The following is a 16,979-nucleotide window of genomic DNA, read 5'->3' as shown; positions in this document are numbered from 1 at the left end:
ATCTCAATGAAAGAAAGAGCATTTAATTCTAAATCAAGCCATGGGTTTTTCCCGGAGCGGAGCAAAGTTTAATTAAATGCTTTTCTCTTTTCTAAATTTAATATTTTCCAATCATATTTTATTATTGCAAATCTAAAGGAGTGGAAATCCTTTTTTGTGGCTGGATAAGCCAAGGCAAAAAGATTGACTGCGTCGAACCACTTCGTTAGGTTTGGGAACGGAAGGCGGATAAAGCTGCCATAATTTTACGACAAATTTAATCAAAAAAAATCCCGAAAATTTTCGGGAAGTTGATGTTATTTGGTAAGCTTGTCAATCGTGGTTTGAATCTCCGGATCTTCGGGCGAGATTGCGTAATATTTTGCAATGTTGGATTTCTGGTCAACAATGATATATCTCGGGATCCAGTTGAGGTCGATGTAATTGTTGAAATCATTCTTCCAGCCAGACGCGAACCAATAATTTTCTTTGTCTGTCATCTCGTGCTTATCAAGGCTTTTCATAAAACCATCTTTTGAGCGCTCCAATGAAAGAAAAACGAAATTGACGTTGGGATTCTTTTCTTCCAATTCCTTAGCTTTCGGAAATGCTTTGAGGCAATCTCTGCACCAGCCAGCCCAGAAATCTAGAATGACAACTTTGCCTTTGTGTTGCTTCAGGATTTCGGTCATAGAGATCTCTTTCCCGTTCGTGTCTTGTAATTTTTGAGCTAAAGCTTCTTTGGAAAATTTGGTTTTCAGAACTTTTGGAACTTCCTGTGAAAATCCAAATTGGAAAACCATTAATAATAGATAAATTAAAATCCTCTTCATTATTTTTAAATTTTGATGAACGAAGTTATGAATATTATGTTACACCGGAATAAAAAAAGACAGCGAAAAAAGCTGTCTTGATGATTTATATTTTGAATGATATTAGTAATTCCTTACCAGACCTTTTACAATCTTGATGACATTTGGCATCGCTTTGTTGGCGGCTTCCAAAACTTCATCGTGAGAAACTGCGAAGGCAATGTCTGGTCCACCAAGATCGGTGATGATCGATAGACAGAAGCAGTCCATCCCTTGATGTTTCGCAACAATCACTTCCGGAACGGTGCTCATTCCAACTGCGTCACCGCCGATGGCTTTGATCATGCCGTATTCTGCTGGTGTTTCGAAAGTTGGTCCCGTCAAAGCGACGTAGACACCTTCTTTGACATCAATTTTTTCTTCAACTGCTACAGATTTTGCAATCTCGATCATTTTGCGGTTGTACGGTTCGCTCATATCTACGAAACGAGGTCCGAACTCGTCGAGGTTTTTTCCTCTCAATGGATGTTCCGGCAACATATTGATGTGGTCTGTCAGAATCATAATGTCAGCCACTTTGAAGTCTGGATTCACGCCACCACAAGCATTGGAAAGAATCAGATTCTTGATTCCCAACAAATGGAAAACGCGGAAAGGAAAAGTGACAGTTTCGATGGAATGACCTTCGTAATAATGAAAACGGCCGCTCATCATCAATACTTTTTTACCTTCCAAAATCCCGTAGATCAGTTTTCCGCCGTGACCGACAACTGTGGTTTGAGGAAAATTAGGAATGTCTTTGTAATCTAAAGTGTGAATCGCCTCAACCTCGTGCTGAAGTTTTCCTAAACCAGAACCCAATACAATCGCAAAATCTGGTGTTTCTCCGATAATATTCTTGATAAATTCTGCTGTCTCTTTATACTTTTCTAACATAATTTTGAATGATCTGGTTAAAGTCCTCGCGCTTGTCGATCTCTACATTGATTGGCCAGTAGAAAATCTTGTTTCGAAGATAATCAAAAGATTTTAGGCGAACATAATCTTTTTCGGTTGTCAAGATGACCTTGTACTCACCGAGTTTTTTGTATTCTGCTGATATTTTTTTGATGTCGTCATCTGTGAAATTGTGATGATCTTTGTATTGAAGATGCTTGACTTTTTTGTTGTATTTCGACAACTCTTTCAATAATTGAGAAGGATTTGCAATTCCTGTAATCAACAATACATCATAATAATCCAGATTTTTAACTGGCATCATACTATCAATCCCAATGATGCTTTCGTCATAAGCGATTGCGGAGAAAAATACTTTTTGGTAATGCTGAGGTCGGATTCTGGAAATATAAAACTGCTTTTTCTCCTCGGTAAGATCATCCGGGCATTTCGTCACCATAATGATATTCGCACGTTTCATTCCGTGTCGGCTTTCACGAAGATCACCAGCTGGCAAAATGAAATCTTTGAAATAAGGGTCATTGTAATCCGTCAAAAGAAGATTCATTCCTGGTTTGATGGCACGGTGCTGATAGCTATCATCCAAAAGCAGAACTTCGAGATCCATATCTTCAATGATTTTCTTAGCGCCAAAAACCCGGTCTTCACAAACGCCAATTACGAATCGGTTTCGGAAACGTTCGAACAATTGCATTGGTTCATCGCCAACCAATTTATAATTGCTGTCGTAGTTTACAATGCTGTAGCCTTTTGTAATTCTTCCATAACCTCTGGAAAGCACGCCTGTCCTGTAATATTTGGAAAGATATTCTGCCAAATACATGACCATTGGTGATTTTCCACTGCCACCAACTGACAGATTGCCAACACCAATAATTGGTGTTCGGAATTTCGAGGAAGAAAATAATCCCCAATCATACATCCGGTTTCTAATCGAAGTTCCGAGATGATAACCTAGGGAAAAGGGGTAGAGATACCATCTTTTCATATGTTGCAAAAATAGGGATTTCTATGAAAATAAAAGCATGTTGAGACAATAAGAGGATTGTTTTATTTGTCTATAATTAGTTTGAAGCTTTGCTTGATACCCGAATTGGATTTTATATTTAAAATATAATTTCCGTCTGGAATATTTCCGATGAATAAACTTTGATTCAATGGGGTTTGACTAACCGTTTTGATTTTTCTACCAGTTACCGTGTAAATGTCTATATCCAGAAACGTATTTTCAGATGGTTCGTTTTTATTAATAAAATAGATTTGATTTTTTGCTGGATTGGGATAGAACTGGAATTTACCATTGGTTTTATCTCCACTTTCTTCACTCGTTGGAGTGGGAAATTCAAGACCGAATGTCTCATCCAAATAAGCAATTCTTTTTGTGATCCATTCGCGTATAAATGCAAATTCTTCATATTCTGAAGAGATAGTACTACCTGAGTTTGCAATCTGATCTCTCTCGTAGGCCGCGTTCACTTTTAGATAGGAATAATTATTTATTAGCAACTGCATCAGGTTATCAACAGTTACAAAATCCGAACGTAAACTGGTCCATCTTTTTTTCAAACCAGATCTGAACCCATCTTCTTTTGTGTCTTGCCAAAGTCTGTCGTACAAACCATTGCTGAGTAGGTCATCAGTTATATTTTCTATAGATCCGTCCCATATTCTACCTAGAACACCATCGAGATCCCAAGGGATAAAAAAGTACTTTCCGTCTTTGTCATACTTGGCTGTGTAAACATTTTTACCAGAGTTGTCTGTAGCTCTTAACAGATTTAGAAATATGAAATAATCAGTCAGGTTATTGTGATCATACTTATCTTTATATTGGGAAAAGAATGTCTCATCATCACTATTCATTACAAAATCGTGCAGATTATAGAGGTTTGACCAATCTCTTCCGGATTTAGGATATTTAAACTCATATCCACCCCAAGTCTCGGATGTATTATCAAAATCTGGTAATTCATAATATGTTGTTACTTCCCAACCATCGCCTTTGTACAATTCACCAAGTGTTTCTGTGTCTGTATTTTTCTTGAGTCTAAGTTGTTTTCTGTCAATTTTTTCTGAGATTGCAAAAATCCCTTGGTAAGAATCGTTTACGAAAACTTCTACATAGTTAGAACCTGTTCCACTTTTGGCTTTTGGCTCTTTGTCCTGATAATATAAAACGCCGATATTATCCCAAATTTCCCAAGCCACAGAATTAGCCATCTTCAAAGGTTCGTTGTACATCGCCTGTAAGTTCCAGTCTTTGTCTTCTCGCAGGTTGAATAAAGTAACATCTTTGGTATCATCACCAATTTTATCATTCCAGAATTCTATTTCGAAAGATTTTTTTGGATAATTCTGAGAAGTTGCACCTCTGTATTCGATACCCGCATTTGACTCTAATACTTTTCCATCATTTTCTACGATCGTAATCTTTGAAAATACTTTTGGCGAGTCAACTATGGCATCATCGGTACTGATAAATATTAACGGTAGTTCTGTAAAGTAAATAGAATATCGCACAAATCCCTGATCCAATGCTATGATATACCTAACGCCAATTTTTAGCGATTTTACATTGTCTATTATGTTGTAGTCATTATTGTCAATTTTGAATTTGACAGGTTGATCATCGAATGCTAATTTGCTCAAATCGGCATTGCAGACAATGATTCTTTTCTCATTGTCGATTCGATAGCTTTCTTTTGGGAGTTCAATATTAGAGGCGTAAGAATTAATGCTTAGAAGCATCAACATCAGGGATAAACATTTATACATACGGCATATTTTTTCGGCTGCAAATATAATCTTTACTTTTCAATTAAGTCCTTGTAGTGTAATGTTTGTGACAAAACAAGACCAAAGTCATTTTGATGTTGCCAATAGATTTTTAATTATCTTTGCAGTCTTAAAAATTCAATATGATATTATCTATGACAGGTTTTGGGAGAGCCGAAACTGTTTATGAAGGCACAAAAATAACGGTGGACATCAAGTCGCTCAACAGCAAGAACTTTGATCTCAACGTCAAAACACCGCTTAGATATAAAGAAAAAGAATTCGAGATCAGAAAACTTCTGAATGACAAGATCCTTCGTGGCAAGGTAGATTGCTACATTAATTGCGAAAGTCTGGAAGACAGCAACGATGTGAAAATCAATCAGGAAGTTGTCAAAAATTATATCGAACAGCTAAGAGCCGTTGCTTCTGACGCACCAGAATTTGAATATTTGAAAATGGCTGTGAGAATGCCAGACGTATTATCAACAAAAAATTCTGAGCTTGAAGAAAACGAGTGGAAATCTCTCCTCGCAGTGGTACAAGATTCAGTTTCCAAGTTTATAGAATTCCGTCAAACTGAAGGTAATAATCTGGCTGAGGAAATCGAAAAGATCGTTCAGAATATTGAGAATAATCTGAATCAAGTTGCTCAATACGAAGAAGAAAGAATCCAGCCGATCAAAGACCGTTATCAAACTGCACTTAAGAATTTTGAGAATATCGATGAGACAAGATATTACCAGGAAATGGTCTATTTCGTAGAAAAATTGGATATTTCTGAAGAGAAAGTTCGTCTTTCACAACACATCAAATATTACCTTGAAGTGATGAGAACCGAAGATTTCAATGGGAAAAAATTAGGTTTCATCGCTCAGGAAATGGGAAGAGAGATCAATACTTTAGGTTCAAAAGCCAATCATTCCGAGATTCAGAAATTGGTGGTGGAGATGAAGGATGATCTTGAGAAAATCAAGGAGCAAACTTTGAATGTTTTGTAGAGAAAAAAGGTAAAAGAATCTAGTGAGGAAAGCTTCGAAGAAGCGAAATGTTTGTAGAAAGATATAAATCAACGTACATTAAAGCTCTGTAGGAGCGATACATTTATATGCAATTTTCGCTTAAATTTTTATTTTTCTTCTTATTTGCGATTGTAAAATCACAAAATATAGATTCATTAGCAAATATTCCTTCTGAACTAAAGGAGTCAGAAATTAGAATTTACAAAGACAGAGGAATTACAAACAGCGGTTTTGTTTTCAGAATTTATAAAGAAGATAAAATCTGGAAAGCAGAACTGATCCAATGGTTTTTACCAAAAGAAATCAGCAGAGATGAGTTTGAATGGATAAAACCCAAACAAACACTTCTGAAATCTGAAAAATCTTTGGAGGAAATTTTCGCAAATTTTGAAGCTAGAAATATAAAATTTCTTCCAAAAGAGGAAACTTTTAAATATAAAAAGAGCAAGAAGAAAGTTGAATACGATGAAGATGAAAAAGCTTTTTTAATGACAACATTATTGATGACTGTTGTTGATGGAACTGGTTATTCAGTAAAATACCAATCTGGAAAACAACAGAACGAATTTAATTATAACAACCCCGAATCTTATCTGAAAGAATATCCTAATATTAACGAGCTTAATGATTTCGTAGATATTTTAAAGTACATAAGAAAGGAATTTAATATAGAATTTTAAAAATCAAATTTTGAAACAAAAAGTCATCATATTCTCCGCACCATCCGGAAGTGGAAAAACAACTTTGGTAAAACACGGTTTGTCGGTTGTGCCAGAACTCTGTTTCTCAATTTCCGCCACCACAAGACAACCGCGAGGCGAAGAAAAACACGCCGAAGATTATTATTTTCTGACGCCAGAAGAATTCAGAGCGAAAATATCCGAAGATGGATTTGTTGAGTTCGAGGAAGTTTATACGGACAAATATTACGGAACTTTAAAATCCGAGGTTGAAAGAATCTGGAACCAAGGCAAAGTCGTGATCTTCGACGTCGATGTCAAAGGCGGAATCAAGCTGAAAGAGATCTTCGGAGACAAAGCGTTATCCATTTTTGTAATGCCTCCAAGCATCGCCGAGTTGGAACAGAGATTGATAAAAAGAAATACCGATTGCGCAGAAACCATCAAGACCAGAGTGGAAAAAGCAGGCGAGGAAATGACCTATCAAAAACATTTCGATAAGATTATTATCAACACAGATCTTGACATGGCAAAAGCAGAAGTCGAGAAAATAATTAATAACTTTATCAACGATTAATTGGCTGATGGCAATTAGCGTTTTGCTATTGGCTTTCAATTAATATTTTGAAACTTAAAAACATTTAATTAAACTCAAAAGTTAATTATACAGATGAAAAATACATTAGACACCGCGATAAACAATATGCCTGTCAAAGGCTTTCTAGATCTTAAGGAATTTGCAATCCCAACCGGAGACGATTTGGTAAAGGCAATTCTTGATCTTAAAAAAGAAAAAAATGCCGTGATCCTGGCGCATTATTATCAGCCAGGACCAATCCAGGATATCGCCGATTTTCTTGGAGATTCTTTGCAATTGGCGAGACAAGCCAAGGAGACCGATGCCGATATGATCGCATTTTGTGGCGTACACTTTATGGCAGAAGCGGCGAAAATCCTTAATCCAACCAAAAAAGTGGTTTTGCCAGATACACTTGCAGGTTGTTCGCTTGCAGACGGCTGTTCCGCAGAAGGTCTCAACAAAATGCGCGAGCAACATCCAAACGCATTGATTGCCACTTATATCAACTGTAACGCAGAAACCAAAGCGGCCTCAGATATTATCGTGACAAGTTCCAACGCAGAACAGATCATCGAAGCTTTGCCAAAAGACCGACCGATCATCTTCGCACCGGACAAAAATCTTGGGCGTTATCTCAGCAAAAAAACCGGTCGAGATATGATTCTTTGGGACGGCAGTTGCATCGTGCACGAGGCGTTTTCTATGGAGCGCATCGCGAAACAATTGGCAGACCATCCAGGTTCAAAAATGATTGCACATCCGGAAAGTGAAGAAGCTGTTTTGGAATTGGCACATTTCATTGGCTCGACCTCTGCACTTCTTAATTATGTAGAACAAGATGATTGTCAGCAGTTTATTGTAGCAACAGAAGAGGGGATACTTCACGAAATGAGAAAACGCGCACCGCACAAAGAGCTGATTCCCGCGTTGGTTTTCGACGAAAGTTGCAATTGCTCCGAGTGTTTTTATATGAAACGTAACACGCTGGAAAAACTTTACTTGTGTATGAAGTACGAACTTCCGGAAATCATCATTGAGGAAGAGCTGAGACTCAAAGCACTCAAACCAATCGAAGAAATGTTGGAACTTTCCAAAAGCATCAAATAGAAAAATACAAACCTTGTCCTCGCGATGAGGTTTTTTACTTTGTCAATTCGAAGATTCGGGCAATCCCCTCGCCACATCTTGGCCACTGCTCGGGTCGGGCTATCCGTTGCAATCTTTTTGCCTCACCCTAAATCCCTCTCCAAGGGAGAGGGACTTCCAGCCACAAAAAAGGATTTCCACTACTATCCCTATTGCAGCTTCGCAAGGAAGAAGGTTTTTGAAATGAATAGAAGATTTCTCATAGTTTATTCCTTTGTTAAGTTTTACGTCTTTTCGAACTTAAAAATTTTTTCATTTTTGATAAAAGAATCTTTGCGGACTTTACGTTCAATTTTTTTTTCTATTTTTAAAAAATGAAATCAAAAATAATCCTCGAAGACATAAAAATCTACGCTTACCACGGTGTTTTACCAGAAGAAAGCATTATCGGAAATCATTATGTTGTCAATCTGGAAGTCCATTCGGATTTGGAGAAAGCGTCGCAATCTGATGACCTCAATGATACCATCAATTATGCCGAGATCAATGACATCATTCATCAAGAAATGGCAATTCGCTCACAACTTTTGGAACACGTGATTGGAAGGATCATTAATAAAATTGAAAGTCAGTTTCCTCAAATTACATTCATCAAAATAAAATTGACCAAAACAATTCCGCCAATGAGAGGAGAAATGAAAGGCGTGAGCTTGGAGTTTGAAAAAGAGATAAATTAAATATGATGAAAAAATACTTATTAGTCAATCGCCATCAAGCAAACAAATCACTTAGGTTCTTGAATTTGCTTATAGATTATTCTGTGATTATTCTCTTTCAATTTCTAATAGGCACTTTGATTGGAATTTTATACTATGCCACACAATCTCGTTTTATGTATAAGGTTATCCTCGCAGTGAATGACAGGTTGTTTTCCTGGCTAATTTCGATTATGATTTTACTTTCCTATTATACGCTTTTAGAATATTACACAAAAGGAAGAACGATTGGGAAGTTTATAACCAATACAAAAGCTGTTGATATCAATGGAAATGACATGACTTTTAATGAAGTCTTGGTTCGTAGTTTATGTAGAATTATTCCATTCGAAGCGTTTTCATTTTTCGGAAGTATTGGCTGGCATGATAAAATCTCTGAATCACGAGTTGTATTGATTAAAAGTTATGAGGCGGAGTTGAACGTACAATCCGAAATCAATACTCTTGGAACCAAAAGTTGATTGTTAATAAAATCTTAAAATTGGTATCGCATTTGATTCAAGAGACTCAAATATAAAATCTTATGCGAACATATATTGCTGTTGGAATTGCAGCGCTCGGTCTAATTATTGCGACTGCGTTTCTTGGAAATGCCATCAAAAACAGAAATAAATCTGAGAATACAGTTTCTGTCACTGGACTTGGCTCCAAAACTTTCATGTCGGATTTTATTGCTTGGTCGGGAAGTTTTTCCAAAAATAATTTTGAACTGAAAACAGCTTACGACGATTTGGCTGTGGACAGAAAAGTGATTTACGATTACCTGAAATCCAAAGGTGTGAAAGAAAACGAAATGATCTTTTCAGCTGTTGATATTCAGAAGCAATTCAGAAGTTTTACAGATGCGAGCGGTAATTATCAGCAAGGTGAATTCGCAGGTTACAATTTGACGCAAAGTGTTTCCATCAAGTCCAAAGAAGTTTCAAAAATAGAAAATATATCGAGAAACATCACAGAGATCATAAACCGTGGGATTGAATTTACCTCTTCTTCGCCTCAATATTTTTACACAAAATTAGCTGAGGTCAAACAACAAATGATTGCAGACGCGACCAAAGATGCGAAAGAACGCGCTGAAAAAATCGCTGAAAATGCAGGAAGTGACCTCGGAAATTTGAAAAAGGCAACCATGGGCGTGATTCAAATTACAGCGCCAAACTCAAACGAGGATTATTCCTACGGTGGAACTTATAACACGACTTCGAAAGAAAAAGAAGCAAGCATTACGATAAAATTAGAATACGAGGTTGATTAAAAAAAGGAGCAAAATTTGCTCCTTTATAATTTTGTCTTGCTGTCGAAAACCAAAGTGACTGGTCCATCATTAATTAATGAAACTTTCATATCTGCACCGAAAATCCCACTTTCGATTTTGAGTCCAGATTTCTTCAGTTCTTCTTTGAAATATTCGAAAAGCGGAATCGCTTTGTCTGGTTTTGCCGCTTTGATGTAAGAAGGTCGGTTTCCTTTTTTGTAATCAGAGATCAAGGTGAATTGGCTGATGCAAAGGATTTCGCCGTTGATATCCTTTACAGAGCGATTCATCTTTCCATCATCGTCAGAGAAAACACGTGCATCAATTATTTTTTTTACGAGCCAATCTGCGTCGGAAAATTCGTCGGATTCATCTACACCGATTAGCAACATCAATCCTTTTTCGATTGCTCCTGCAATTTGATTGTCAACTTTTACATTGGCCTGGGAAACACGCTGGAGGACAATTTTCATATTGTATTAATTGTAAATAGAGATTTGTCCTGTAGATGGATTGTAATCAAACATATATCTTTTTGGAGCAACACCTTTGGTTTGATCGTTAATTGGTTGACCCGAAGACATTATCCATTCTGCACCATCTTTTGGACAAACTATTTTTTGATTGTTAACAACATCTAAAGTTGTGTCAGAACTAGGGCAAATATGAGGCGCGTTCCTATCAAAAACGTAGATTTGACCATTTAAGTTCTTAACTAAAATCAATCCTCTAGTCCCAGCTTGTTGTTCATCAATATACGTCCAACCTTTTTGTTGAAGATTGTTGATGTAAGGCTGTAAATTTAGATTTGTGCTTACTGAGACAAGAGTGTTAGGAAAACAGCTCACAGTTTCGTTTCTTTCGCTACACGAGCTATTGAAAGTTAATAAACTGAAAGTCAGGATTAATGTAAAAATGGATATGTTTTTTTTAAGTTTCATTTCAAAATAAATTATATATTTGTAAACTCAATTCGAGACAAAATAGTATCCGGCAAAGGTCGGATTATTTTTTTATACAAACGATAAATTTTATTGTTATGAACTACGTAACCAAAGAAGGTTTGGACAAAATGAAGGCCGAACTGGAACAACTTGAAACCATAGAAAGACCAAAAATAACACAGCAAATTGCTGAGGCGAGAGATAAAGGCGATCTGTCGGAAAATGCAGAGTACGATGCGGCGAAGGAAGCACAAGGCATGTTGGAAATGAGAATTTCGAAACTGAAAGACATTGTTTCAACTTCAAAAATCATCGACGTGACTCAGCTTGACCTTAGTAAAGTTTCGATTCTTACAACCGTAAGGTTGAAAAATAATGCGACAAAAGGTGAGCAAAAATTCACTTTGGTGCCAGATAATGAAAGTGATATTAAAACTGGAAGAATCTCCGTAAATACACCAATTGCCAAAGGACTTTTGGGTAAAGTGGTGGGTGAGACAGCGGATATCATCTTGCCAAATGGTAACAAACTTTCATTTGAAGTTTTAGAGATTTCACTATAAAAAATGGAACTATTGGTTTAAAGAATCAATGATCATTTATCAATCATCAATTATTACTTATGAGCAGTATTTTTTCTAAGATCATCGACGGAGAAATCAAAAGTTACAAAATTGCGGAAGACGACAAGCATATCGCTTTTCTGGATGCGATGCCTTTGGTGAAAGGTCATACATTGGTTGTTCCAAAGAGAGAGACGGATTTGATATTTGATCTGGACTCAGAAGAATACAAAGAACTTTGGGCGTTTACCCAGGAGATTGCCAAGCAAATCAAGAAAGCAATTTCTTGTAAAAGAGTTGGAATTGCCGTAGTTGGATTGGAGGTGCCTCACGCGCATATTCACCTTGTTCCGCTCAATAATATTGATGATCTTAACTTCAAGAATGTCAGGCTGAAACTAAGTTCTGAAGAGTACGAAGAAATTCAGCAATCGATAATAAAAGCATAAAAGAAGTTTCCGACTTCTTTTTTTTAATTTAATAGAATTCTAAAAATATATGAATCCAAATCAATGTTCATTTTGTGGCAGAAAAAAGAGTGAAGTTCAAATTCTGATTTCTGGTCAAAATGGCTTTATCTGTGAAAACTGCATAGAACAAGCGCATCTCATCGTAAAAGACAGTGCAACAGCAACGCCGGAAACCTCAATGGCAACCTCGATGGAGGAGTTGAAAAAACCGAGAGAGATCAAAACGTTTCTTGATGACTATGTAATAGGGCAAGATCAAGCGAAAAAGCAATTGTCTATCGCCGTTTACAATCATTACAAAAGAATATTGCACGCAAAGGACGAAAATCGCGAGGTGGAGATAGAGAAATCCAACATTATTATGATTGGAGAAACTGGAACCGGAAAAACTTTGTTGGCAAAAACCATTGCAAAGCAACTGAATGTTCCATTCTGTATCGTAGATGCGACAATCCTAACTGAAGCAGGATATGTTGGGGAAGATGTAGAAAGTATTCTTTCCAGACTTCTGATGGTCGCAGATTACGACGTAGAAAAGGCTGAGAAAGGAATTGTTTTCATTGATGAGATTGATAAAATTGCGAGAAAGTCTGACAATCCAAGTATCACTCGTGATGTTTCGGGAGAAGGTGTTCAGCAAGGATTATTGAAACTTTTGGAAGGAAGTATTGTGAATGTTCCACCTCAAGGTGGTCGTAAGCATCCAGACCAAAAATACATTCAAGTGAATACACAAAATATCCTTTTCATCGCAGGAGGAGCATTTGACGGTATGAATGAGCTTATCGAACGACGACTTAATAAACAAGCGATTGGATTTTCAAAAGATAAATTGAATAAAACGGAAGATGAAGATTACATCCTAAGTCAAATCAATGCCATCGATTTGAAGAGTTTTGGATTGATCCCGGAGCTTTTGGGGAGATTTCCAATTATTACCTACTTGGAAAAATTGACGAAAGACGTCTTGGTAAGAATTATGAAGGAACCAAAAAACTCTATTGTAAATCAATTCACAGAGCTTTTCAAAATGGACAATGTGAAATTGGAATTTTCTGATAAAGCTATTGAAGAAATCGTGGAAGATACGATGAATAAAGGGCTTGGAGCAAGAGGACTGAGAGGGACAACGGAAAAAGTGTTAGAGGATTACATGTTCAATATTGAGAATAACAAAGAAGTTAAAATAGACTCAATATTATAAAATTATTAATATTACTAACAGTTTTTTTTCGAATAATTAAAAAATTAATATATTTGCAAAATAAACACACAAACCAAAAAAGATGATAAAAAAATTATTTACGGGCAAATTATTACTGTTTTCAGTGATTGCCTCTTCACAAATCCTAACTTATGTAGGAGATAAGGCATTGGTTACGATTCAGCCACAGACTTTAGTTTATAATGGCGGAGGTTTACAAACTGCAGGTGATGCAGTTGTCAATAACGCTGGAAATGTAATGATCAATGGTGTTGCCACAGATCAACTTAGTCTCGCATCCACAGCAAATTTTAATATTAAGTTAGCTACAGCTAGCGACTATGGACAATTATACATTGCTGGGATTCCTCAGGCCAATATTGCGGGCAAGGTAAACAAAGAATATCTTTCTGAGTTTGTTAATGGTGCCACCGGGAGACAGCAGATTGGCTTACCTTTCTTTAATTATACTATCGACGAACTTACAAGTGTTTTTCCAGATCTTAATGTAACCAATATTACAAATAGTGCATCCGGGCGTTTTAATTTTGCCTCTGCATTCTGGTGGAATAATGCTCGTGCTCGTTTTGATCAGATTGCTAAAGGAGGAACGGCTTACAATGCGGCTGGAACTCCGAACCCCTCATTCATTAGTCCTTTGACCTACTATATTTTGCCTAGAAGAAAGGCAGATGGATCTTATGTTTGGTTTCCAACTACTGTTTCAGACAAAAGAACTTTTCGTGGAACACCTGCGTCTGATTTAACATCAAGTAATGTTCAGATTTCATTATCCGGAGGATATACAGGAGGATTTGGTACTAATGGAAGTAGTTCTAACTTTTTTGGTGAGAGATACGATAGTTATGTTAACGATCCTTTTAGATCAAAAACGCCAAGCTGGTCATCAGACTATGGTTATAATTTGTACCAGTTAGCAAATCCTTTTCTAACCAATTTGGATTTGAGATTTATAGCTAGGGATGAGAGTGGTAATGTAAGTGATGAAAATTACATCAGCAATCTTGAAGGAATTGCTTATTATGGAAGTAGTAATGTAAATTGGAATATCAATGAGGGATCTACTTATCCAAATGCAGCCGTTGTACTAAAAGTTTCTGATGGTTATTTCCAAGCTGGAGATGTAAGCTCTACAATAATAAAACCATTAGGTGCCTTTATGGTCAAACTAAATTCAAATACTGCATCTACTCTTAACTTGAAAAAAACAAGAAGATTTAAAAATACTTCTCGTTTAGAAGGTGTTGATTATTCTGTTACAGCGGCTAAATCTAGTTCTCAGAATATAGATGAAAGTAAAATAGTGAAACAGGTTGCAGTCGTAATGTATGACTCGGAAGGTTATGAATTAGATAGAACTTACTATGCGGTTTCCCCGTCTGCTACAACCGGATTTGGTACTACTGCAAAATTACAGGCTTATGCTGGAGATAGAAAGATTTTTACAAAAGAAGAGAAGCTTACCGGGGGATTAGATTATTCTTATAATGAGAAGCTTTACATTAATGAAGCTAATGAAGGTGATTTTAAGTCAAAAGAGATTCCTCTTTATGTAAATTATTCTCAACCTTACCAATTGAAATTTGAAGTTTATGAAAAAGGAGAAAGAGCTATTGATGGCCTTTCAAATGGAAATAGCTTTTATTTTAAAAACGCTCAAGGTCAGATTGTGAAAATTGTAGATGGCGAGTCAGTAGCTATGAGCGGATCTCAAAATTTAGGGTTGTACTATGAGATGCCAGAAGGTGGAACATTAGGTACTGATAATCTAGCTAGTGCTTACCAAACAATAATAGCGAAGAAAGACAACAAATGGGTTGTGAAATTTGCTAGAAATTGGAAAAAAGCTAAAGTGGAAGTTTACTCTGCAACTGGTCAGCTTTTGAATGCGAAATCTGAAATATCAACAGATAATAATTATATTATTCCACTTGATTATAATACAAAAAGTATTTTCCTAGTAAAGGCTACTTCTGAAAATGGAGAAGCTGTAATCAAGAAAATTATTAATTAAACACAAACACACATTAGATATGATGAATTTTATTTCAAAAAAAACTTACAGCTTTTTATTAGTTTTAATTAGTATTGTAAGCTTTGCACAGTCGGTTCCGCCACCGCCGGAAAATCCAGAATCTGGAGATATTGGGGCGCCAGCATCGCCAATAGATGCTTATACTTTGATCCTGTTTCTTGTTGCAGTTGCAATGATTGCTTTTGTAGCAGTAAAACAAAGGCAAAGAATTCTACAATAAATTATTATTTTTTAATACTCAAAAACTCACTTATCTAGTGAGTTTTTTTTATTTTTACTCAATGAAAAGAATATTAGTAACAGGCGGTTTTTTCTTATCCGTAAATATATTTGCACAGTTTAATGTAAAAGTTGCAATTCCAGCTTATTTAGCAGATTCAGATCTTTATTTATACAGTTTCAATGGTTCTAAAGAGATCCTGCAATCCAAGGCGAAGATTTCTAATAACGTTGCAACCTTTAAAATAGATAAGCCTTACACTGGGATGATGAGGGCATTTTTCAAGAAGTCGAGTTCTTCCGTGAATATGGTTTCTGAAAACAAGGATATTAATTTTAAAATAAATTTGGATAGCAAAAACAAAATTTCAAATGTCGTTTTTGAAGATCCAACCAATAAGCTTTTCAGTACGCAAATCGATTTGCAAAAGAAACAGGAGTTGATACTTCCAGCGCTTATTCAAATTAAGGATTATTACAGTACGTCAGACAGCTTTTATAAAGCTTTGGATAGCGAAATCAATTCTCTTTCCAAGAGTGAGTCTGCATTAGATGATTCACATCCTTTTCTAAGCTTTTACAACAGAAATCAAAAATTCACTCAGCAAGAGAAAGTGGCAGAGCTGAAGTCAGAAGATTTTATCAATTTCTTTTCCAAATCTGGTGAATATCTTGAAACTTCAACTATCTTGAAGCCCGCTTTGATCAACTTTCTAAATGTTTCAAAAACGAATGTTGAAGGTAATGTTGACAAATTATTAGAAGCGGTGAATCTTGAAACGCCACGCGGGCAAACCATTTTGTCTGAATTGATCGAGATTTTCACGACGTACAATATGGATAAGTTGAAGGATAAATATCTTACGCTGGCTACTAACCTAAAATGTACAATCAATGACCGATTGGCATCCACGATTCAATCTAATAAAAATACAGAAATTGGTGCTAAGTTTCCGAATTCAGTATTCGTGAATCCAATTCACGCCAAAGGCAAATCACTGTATGATGTGAAAGCTTCAAAAAAGATTGTGGTCTTCTGGTCTTCAACTTGTTCCCACTGTGAAGCAGAACTACCAAAGTTATTGGAAAAATATGATAAGCTGAAATCCCAAAACATAGAAATCGTAGGATTCTCCTTAGATAATAATCTTGATGAATTCAGAGGCAAGGCGAATCTCTATCCATGGATCAATGACTCAGAAGGAAAGGGCTGGTACAGTACTTATGGTGATACTTATAACATTGTTGCTACACCAACTTATTTTGTGTTAGATGCTGATAATAAAATCATTAGCAAACCAAATCATGTAGGTGACGTTTTAGATTACTTAAAAGTGAATTAAAAATTTGGTAAAAAGCAAAATATCCTTATATTTGCACCACCAAAATGGCGAGGTAGCTCAGTCGGTTAGAGCGCAGGATTCATAACCCTGAGGTCACGGGTTCAATTCCCGTCTTCGCTACAAAACTCTCTTCTTTTTAGAAGAGAGTTTTTTGTTTTTATTAACTGAATTTCTTTTCAAAATATAATATTGTTTCAAAATGAAGCAATTACCAAAAATAATCCGTTTTGTAACGTTTTGATTTTTAATACCTTTTAA

Annotated in this window: 19 protein-coding genes and 1 tRNA gene; 14 read left to right on the top strand and 6 right to left on the bottom strand. The window is 36.1% G+C overall.

All coding sequences use genetic code 11. The features are described 5' to 3' along the window. Window positions 1–296: 296 nt before the first annotated feature. The 4 genes from IO90_RS18195 to IO90_RS18180 form a co-directional block, all read right to left on the bottom strand. Window positions 297–812, bottom strand: a complete 516-nt coding sequence (locus IO90_RS18195; RefSeq protein ID WP_034970821.1) for a TlpA family protein disulfide reductase — start codon at window positions 810–812, stop codon at window positions 297–299. A 102-nt stretch (window positions 813–914) separates the two neighbouring features. Then, the gene (locus tag IO90_RS18190) at window positions 915–1,727 is read right to left on the bottom strand and encodes a purine-nucleoside phosphorylase (RefSeq protein WP_034970819.1); all 813 of its coding nucleotides are present in this window, start codon (window positions 1,725–1,727) and stop codon (window positions 915–917) included. Further along, window positions 1,711–2,736, bottom strand: a complete 1,026-nt coding sequence (gene lpxK, locus IO90_RS18185) for a tetraacyldisaccharide 4'-kinase (RefSeq protein ID WP_034970818.1) — start codon at window positions 2,734–2,736, stop codon at window positions 1,711–1,713. The genes IO90_RS18190 and lpxK overlap by 17 nt, the downstream gene beginning before the upstream one ends. Before the next feature lie 62 nt (window positions 2,737–2,798). Beyond that, complete coding sequence (locus tag IO90_RS18180) at window positions 2,799–4,523, bottom strand: CotH kinase family protein (RefSeq protein ID WP_034970816.1); 1,725 nt, start codon at window positions 4,521–4,523, stop codon at window positions 2,799–2,801. A 143-nt stretch (window positions 4,524–4,666) separates the two neighbouring features. Here IO90_RS18180 and IO90_RS18175 point away from each other — a divergent pair, with 143 nt between their 5' ends. From IO90_RS18175 to IO90_RS18145, 7 genes are all read left to right on the top strand, one after another. Next, window positions 4,667–5,524 carry a YicC/YloC family endoribonuclease gene (locus tag IO90_RS18175; RefSeq protein ID WP_034970815.1) on the top strand — a complete coding sequence of 286 codons (858 nt, stop codon included), beginning with the start codon at window positions 4,667–4,669 and terminating at the stop codon, window positions 5,522–5,524. Between the two features lie 107 nt (window positions 5,525–5,631). Continuing rightward, window positions 5,632–6,225 carry a hypothetical protein gene (locus tag IO90_RS18170; RefSeq protein ID WP_034970813.1) on the top strand — a complete coding sequence of 198 codons (594 nt, stop codon included), beginning with the start codon at window positions 5,632–5,634 and terminating at the stop codon, window positions 6,223–6,225. Between the two features lie 10 nt (window positions 6,226–6,235). Further along, on the top strand, window positions 6,236–6,802 hold the full coding sequence (gmk, locus tag IO90_RS18165) for a guanylate kinase (RefSeq protein ID WP_034970811.1): 567 nt from the start codon (window positions 6,236–6,238) through the stop codon (window positions 6,800–6,802). 93 nt (window positions 6,803–6,895) lie between these two features. Next, complete coding sequence (nadA, locus tag IO90_RS18160) at window positions 6,896–7,912, top strand: quinolinate synthase NadA (protein WP_034970809.1); 1,017 nt, start codon at window positions 6,896–6,898, stop codon at window positions 7,910–7,912. 353 nt (window positions 7,913–8,265) lie between these two features. Next, window positions 8,266–8,628 carry a dihydroneopterin aldolase gene (folB, locus tag IO90_RS18155; RefSeq protein ID WP_034970808.1) on the top strand — a complete coding sequence of 121 codons (363 nt, stop codon included), beginning with the start codon at window positions 8,266–8,268 and terminating at the stop codon, window positions 8,626–8,628. Between the two features lie 2 nt (window positions 8,629–8,630). Beyond that, a complete protein-coding gene (locus IO90_RS18150; RefSeq protein ID WP_051878949.1) occupies window positions 8,631–9,128 on the top strand; it encodes an RDD family protein in 498 nt (165 codons plus the stop codon). A 62-nt stretch (window positions 9,129–9,190) separates the two neighbouring features. Further along, window positions 9,191–9,922: an SIMPL domain-containing protein gene (locus tag IO90_RS18145; RefSeq protein ID WP_034970806.1), complete on the top strand. Its 732-nt coding sequence runs from the start codon at window positions 9,191–9,193 to the stop codon at window positions 9,920–9,922. Window positions 9,923–9,945: 23 nt separating this feature from the next. Here the strand turns inward: IO90_RS18145 and dtd are convergent, their stop codons facing one another. Continuing rightward, window positions 9,946–10,395, bottom strand: coding sequence for a D-aminoacyl-tRNA deacylase (gene dtd / locus IO90_RS18140; RefSeq protein ID WP_034970804.1), 450 nt, complete (start codon window positions 10,393–10,395; stop codon window positions 9,946–9,948). Between the two features lie 6 nt (window positions 10,396–10,401). Next, window positions 10,402–10,863, bottom strand: a complete 462-nt coding sequence (locus IO90_RS18135; RefSeq protein WP_051878947.1) for a hypothetical protein — start codon at window positions 10,861–10,863, stop codon at window positions 10,402–10,404. Window positions 10,864–10,961: 98 nt separating this feature from the next. On the opposite strand from IO90_RS18135, the gene greA reads away from it, so the two are divergent. The 7 genes from greA (at window position 10,962) to IO90_RS18100 (ending at window position 16,841) form a co-directional block, all read left to right on the top strand. After that, the gene (gene greA / locus IO90_RS18130) at window positions 10,962–11,429 is read left to right on the top strand and encodes a transcription elongation factor GreA (RefSeq protein WP_034970802.1); all 468 of its coding nucleotides are present in this window, start codon (window positions 10,962–10,964) and stop codon (window positions 11,427–11,429) included. Between the two features lie 59 nt (window positions 11,430–11,488). Beyond that, window positions 11,489–11,878, top strand: coding sequence for an HIT family protein (locus IO90_RS18125; protein ID WP_034970801.1), 390 nt, complete (start codon window positions 11,489–11,491; stop codon window positions 11,876–11,878). A gap of 49 nt (window positions 11,879–11,927) precedes the next feature. Continuing rightward, window positions 11,928–13,103, top strand: coding sequence for an ATP-dependent Clp protease ATP-binding subunit ClpX (gene clpX / locus IO90_RS18120; protein ID WP_034970800.1), 1,176 nt, complete (start codon window positions 11,928–11,930; stop codon window positions 13,101–13,103). Between the two features lie 82 nt (window positions 13,104–13,185). Then, complete coding sequence (locus tag IO90_RS18115; RefSeq protein WP_034970799.1) at window positions 13,186–15,138, top strand: hypothetical protein; 1,953 nt, start codon at window positions 13,186–13,188, stop codon at window positions 15,136–15,138. Window positions 15,139–15,157: 19 nt separating this feature from the next. Next, window positions 15,158–15,379, top strand: coding sequence for a hypothetical protein (locus tag IO90_RS18110; protein WP_034970798.1), 222 nt, complete (start codon window positions 15,158–15,160; stop codon window positions 15,377–15,379). Window positions 15,380–15,440: 61 nt separating this feature from the next. Further along, window positions 15,441–16,721, top strand: a complete 1,281-nt coding sequence (locus IO90_RS18105; protein WP_051878944.1) for a peroxiredoxin family protein — start codon at window positions 15,441–15,443, stop codon at window positions 16,719–16,721. Between the two features lie 46 nt (window positions 16,722–16,767). Further along, window positions 16,768–16,841: transfer RNA gene (locus IO90_RS18100), tRNA-Met, on the top strand. Window positions 16,842–16,979: the final 138 nt, after the last annotated feature.

The organism is Chryseobacterium sp. FH1, assembly GCF_000735135.1.
Taxonomy (GTDB): domain Bacteria; phylum Bacteroidota; class Bacteroidia; order Flavobacteriales; family Weeksellaceae; genus Epilithonimonas.
This window is presented reverse-complemented; position numbering and strand designations above follow the sequence as displayed.

What these genes read in the sequence shown, in the direction of transcription:
- IO90_RS18195 (WP_034970821.1), bottom strand. Translation starts at nt 812, where the DNA reads ATGAAGAGGATTTTAATTTATCTATTATTAATGGTTTTCCAATTTGGA.
- IO90_RS18190 (WP_034970819.1), bottom strand. Translation starts at nt 1,727, where the DNA reads ATGTTAGAAAAGTATAAAGAGACAGCAGAATTTATCAAGAATATTATC.
- lpxK (WP_034970818.1), bottom strand. Translation starts at nt 2,736, where the DNA reads ATGAAAAGATGGTATCTCTACCCCTTTTCCCTAGGTTATCATCTCGGA.
- IO90_RS18180 (WP_034970816.1), bottom strand. Translation starts at nt 4,523, where the DNA reads ATGTATAAATGTTTATCCCTGATGTTGATGCTTCTAAGCATTAATTCT.
- IO90_RS18175 (WP_034970815.1), top strand. Translation starts at nt 4,667, where the DNA reads ATGATATTATCTATGACAGGTTTTGGGAGAGCCGAAACTGTTTATGAA.
- IO90_RS18170 (WP_034970813.1), top strand. Translation starts at nt 5,632, where the DNA reads ATGCAATTTTCGCTTAAATTTTTATTTTTCTTCTTATTTGCGATTGTA.
- nadA (WP_034970809.1), top strand. Translation starts at nt 6,896, where the DNA reads ATGAAAAATACATTAGACACCGCGATAAACAATATGCCTGTCAAAGGC.
- folB (WP_034970808.1), top strand. Translation starts at nt 8,266, where the DNA reads ATGAAATCAAAAATAATCCTCGAAGACATAAAAATCTACGCTTACCAC.
- IO90_RS18150 (WP_051878949.1), top strand. Translation starts at nt 8,631, where the DNA reads ATGATGAAAAAATACTTATTAGTCAATCGCCATCAAGCAAACAAATCA.
- IO90_RS18145 (WP_034970806.1), top strand. Translation starts at nt 9,191, where the DNA reads ATGCGAACATATATTGCTGTTGGAATTGCAGCGCTCGGTCTAATTATT.
- dtd (WP_034970804.1), bottom strand. Translation starts at nt 10,395, where the DNA reads ATGAAAATTGTCCTCCAGCGTGTTTCCCAGGCCAATGTAAAAGTTGAC.
- IO90_RS18135 (WP_051878947.1), bottom strand. Translation starts at nt 10,863, where the DNA reads ATGAAACTTAAAAAAAACATATCCATTTTTACATTAATCCTGACTTTC.
- greA (WP_034970802.1), top strand. Translation starts at nt 10,962, where the DNA reads ATGAACTACGTAACCAAAGAAGGTTTGGACAAAATGAAGGCCGAACTG.
- IO90_RS18125 (WP_034970801.1), top strand. Translation starts at nt 11,489, where the DNA reads ATGAGCAGTATTTTTTCTAAGATCATCGACGGAGAAATCAAAAGTTAC.
- clpX (WP_034970800.1), top strand. Translation starts at nt 11,928, where the DNA reads ATGAATCCAAATCAATGTTCATTTTGTGGCAGAAAAAAGAGTGAAGTT.
- IO90_RS18115 (WP_034970799.1), top strand. Translation starts at nt 13,186, where the DNA reads ATGATAAAAAAATTATTTACGGGCAAATTATTACTGTTTTCAGTGATT.
- IO90_RS18110 (WP_034970798.1), top strand. Translation starts at nt 15,158, where the DNA reads ATGATGAATTTTATTTCAAAAAAAACTTACAGCTTTTTATTAGTTTTA.
- IO90_RS18105 (WP_051878944.1), top strand. Translation starts at nt 15,441, where the DNA reads ATGAAAAGAATATTAGTAACAGGCGGTTTTTTCTTATCCGTAAATATA.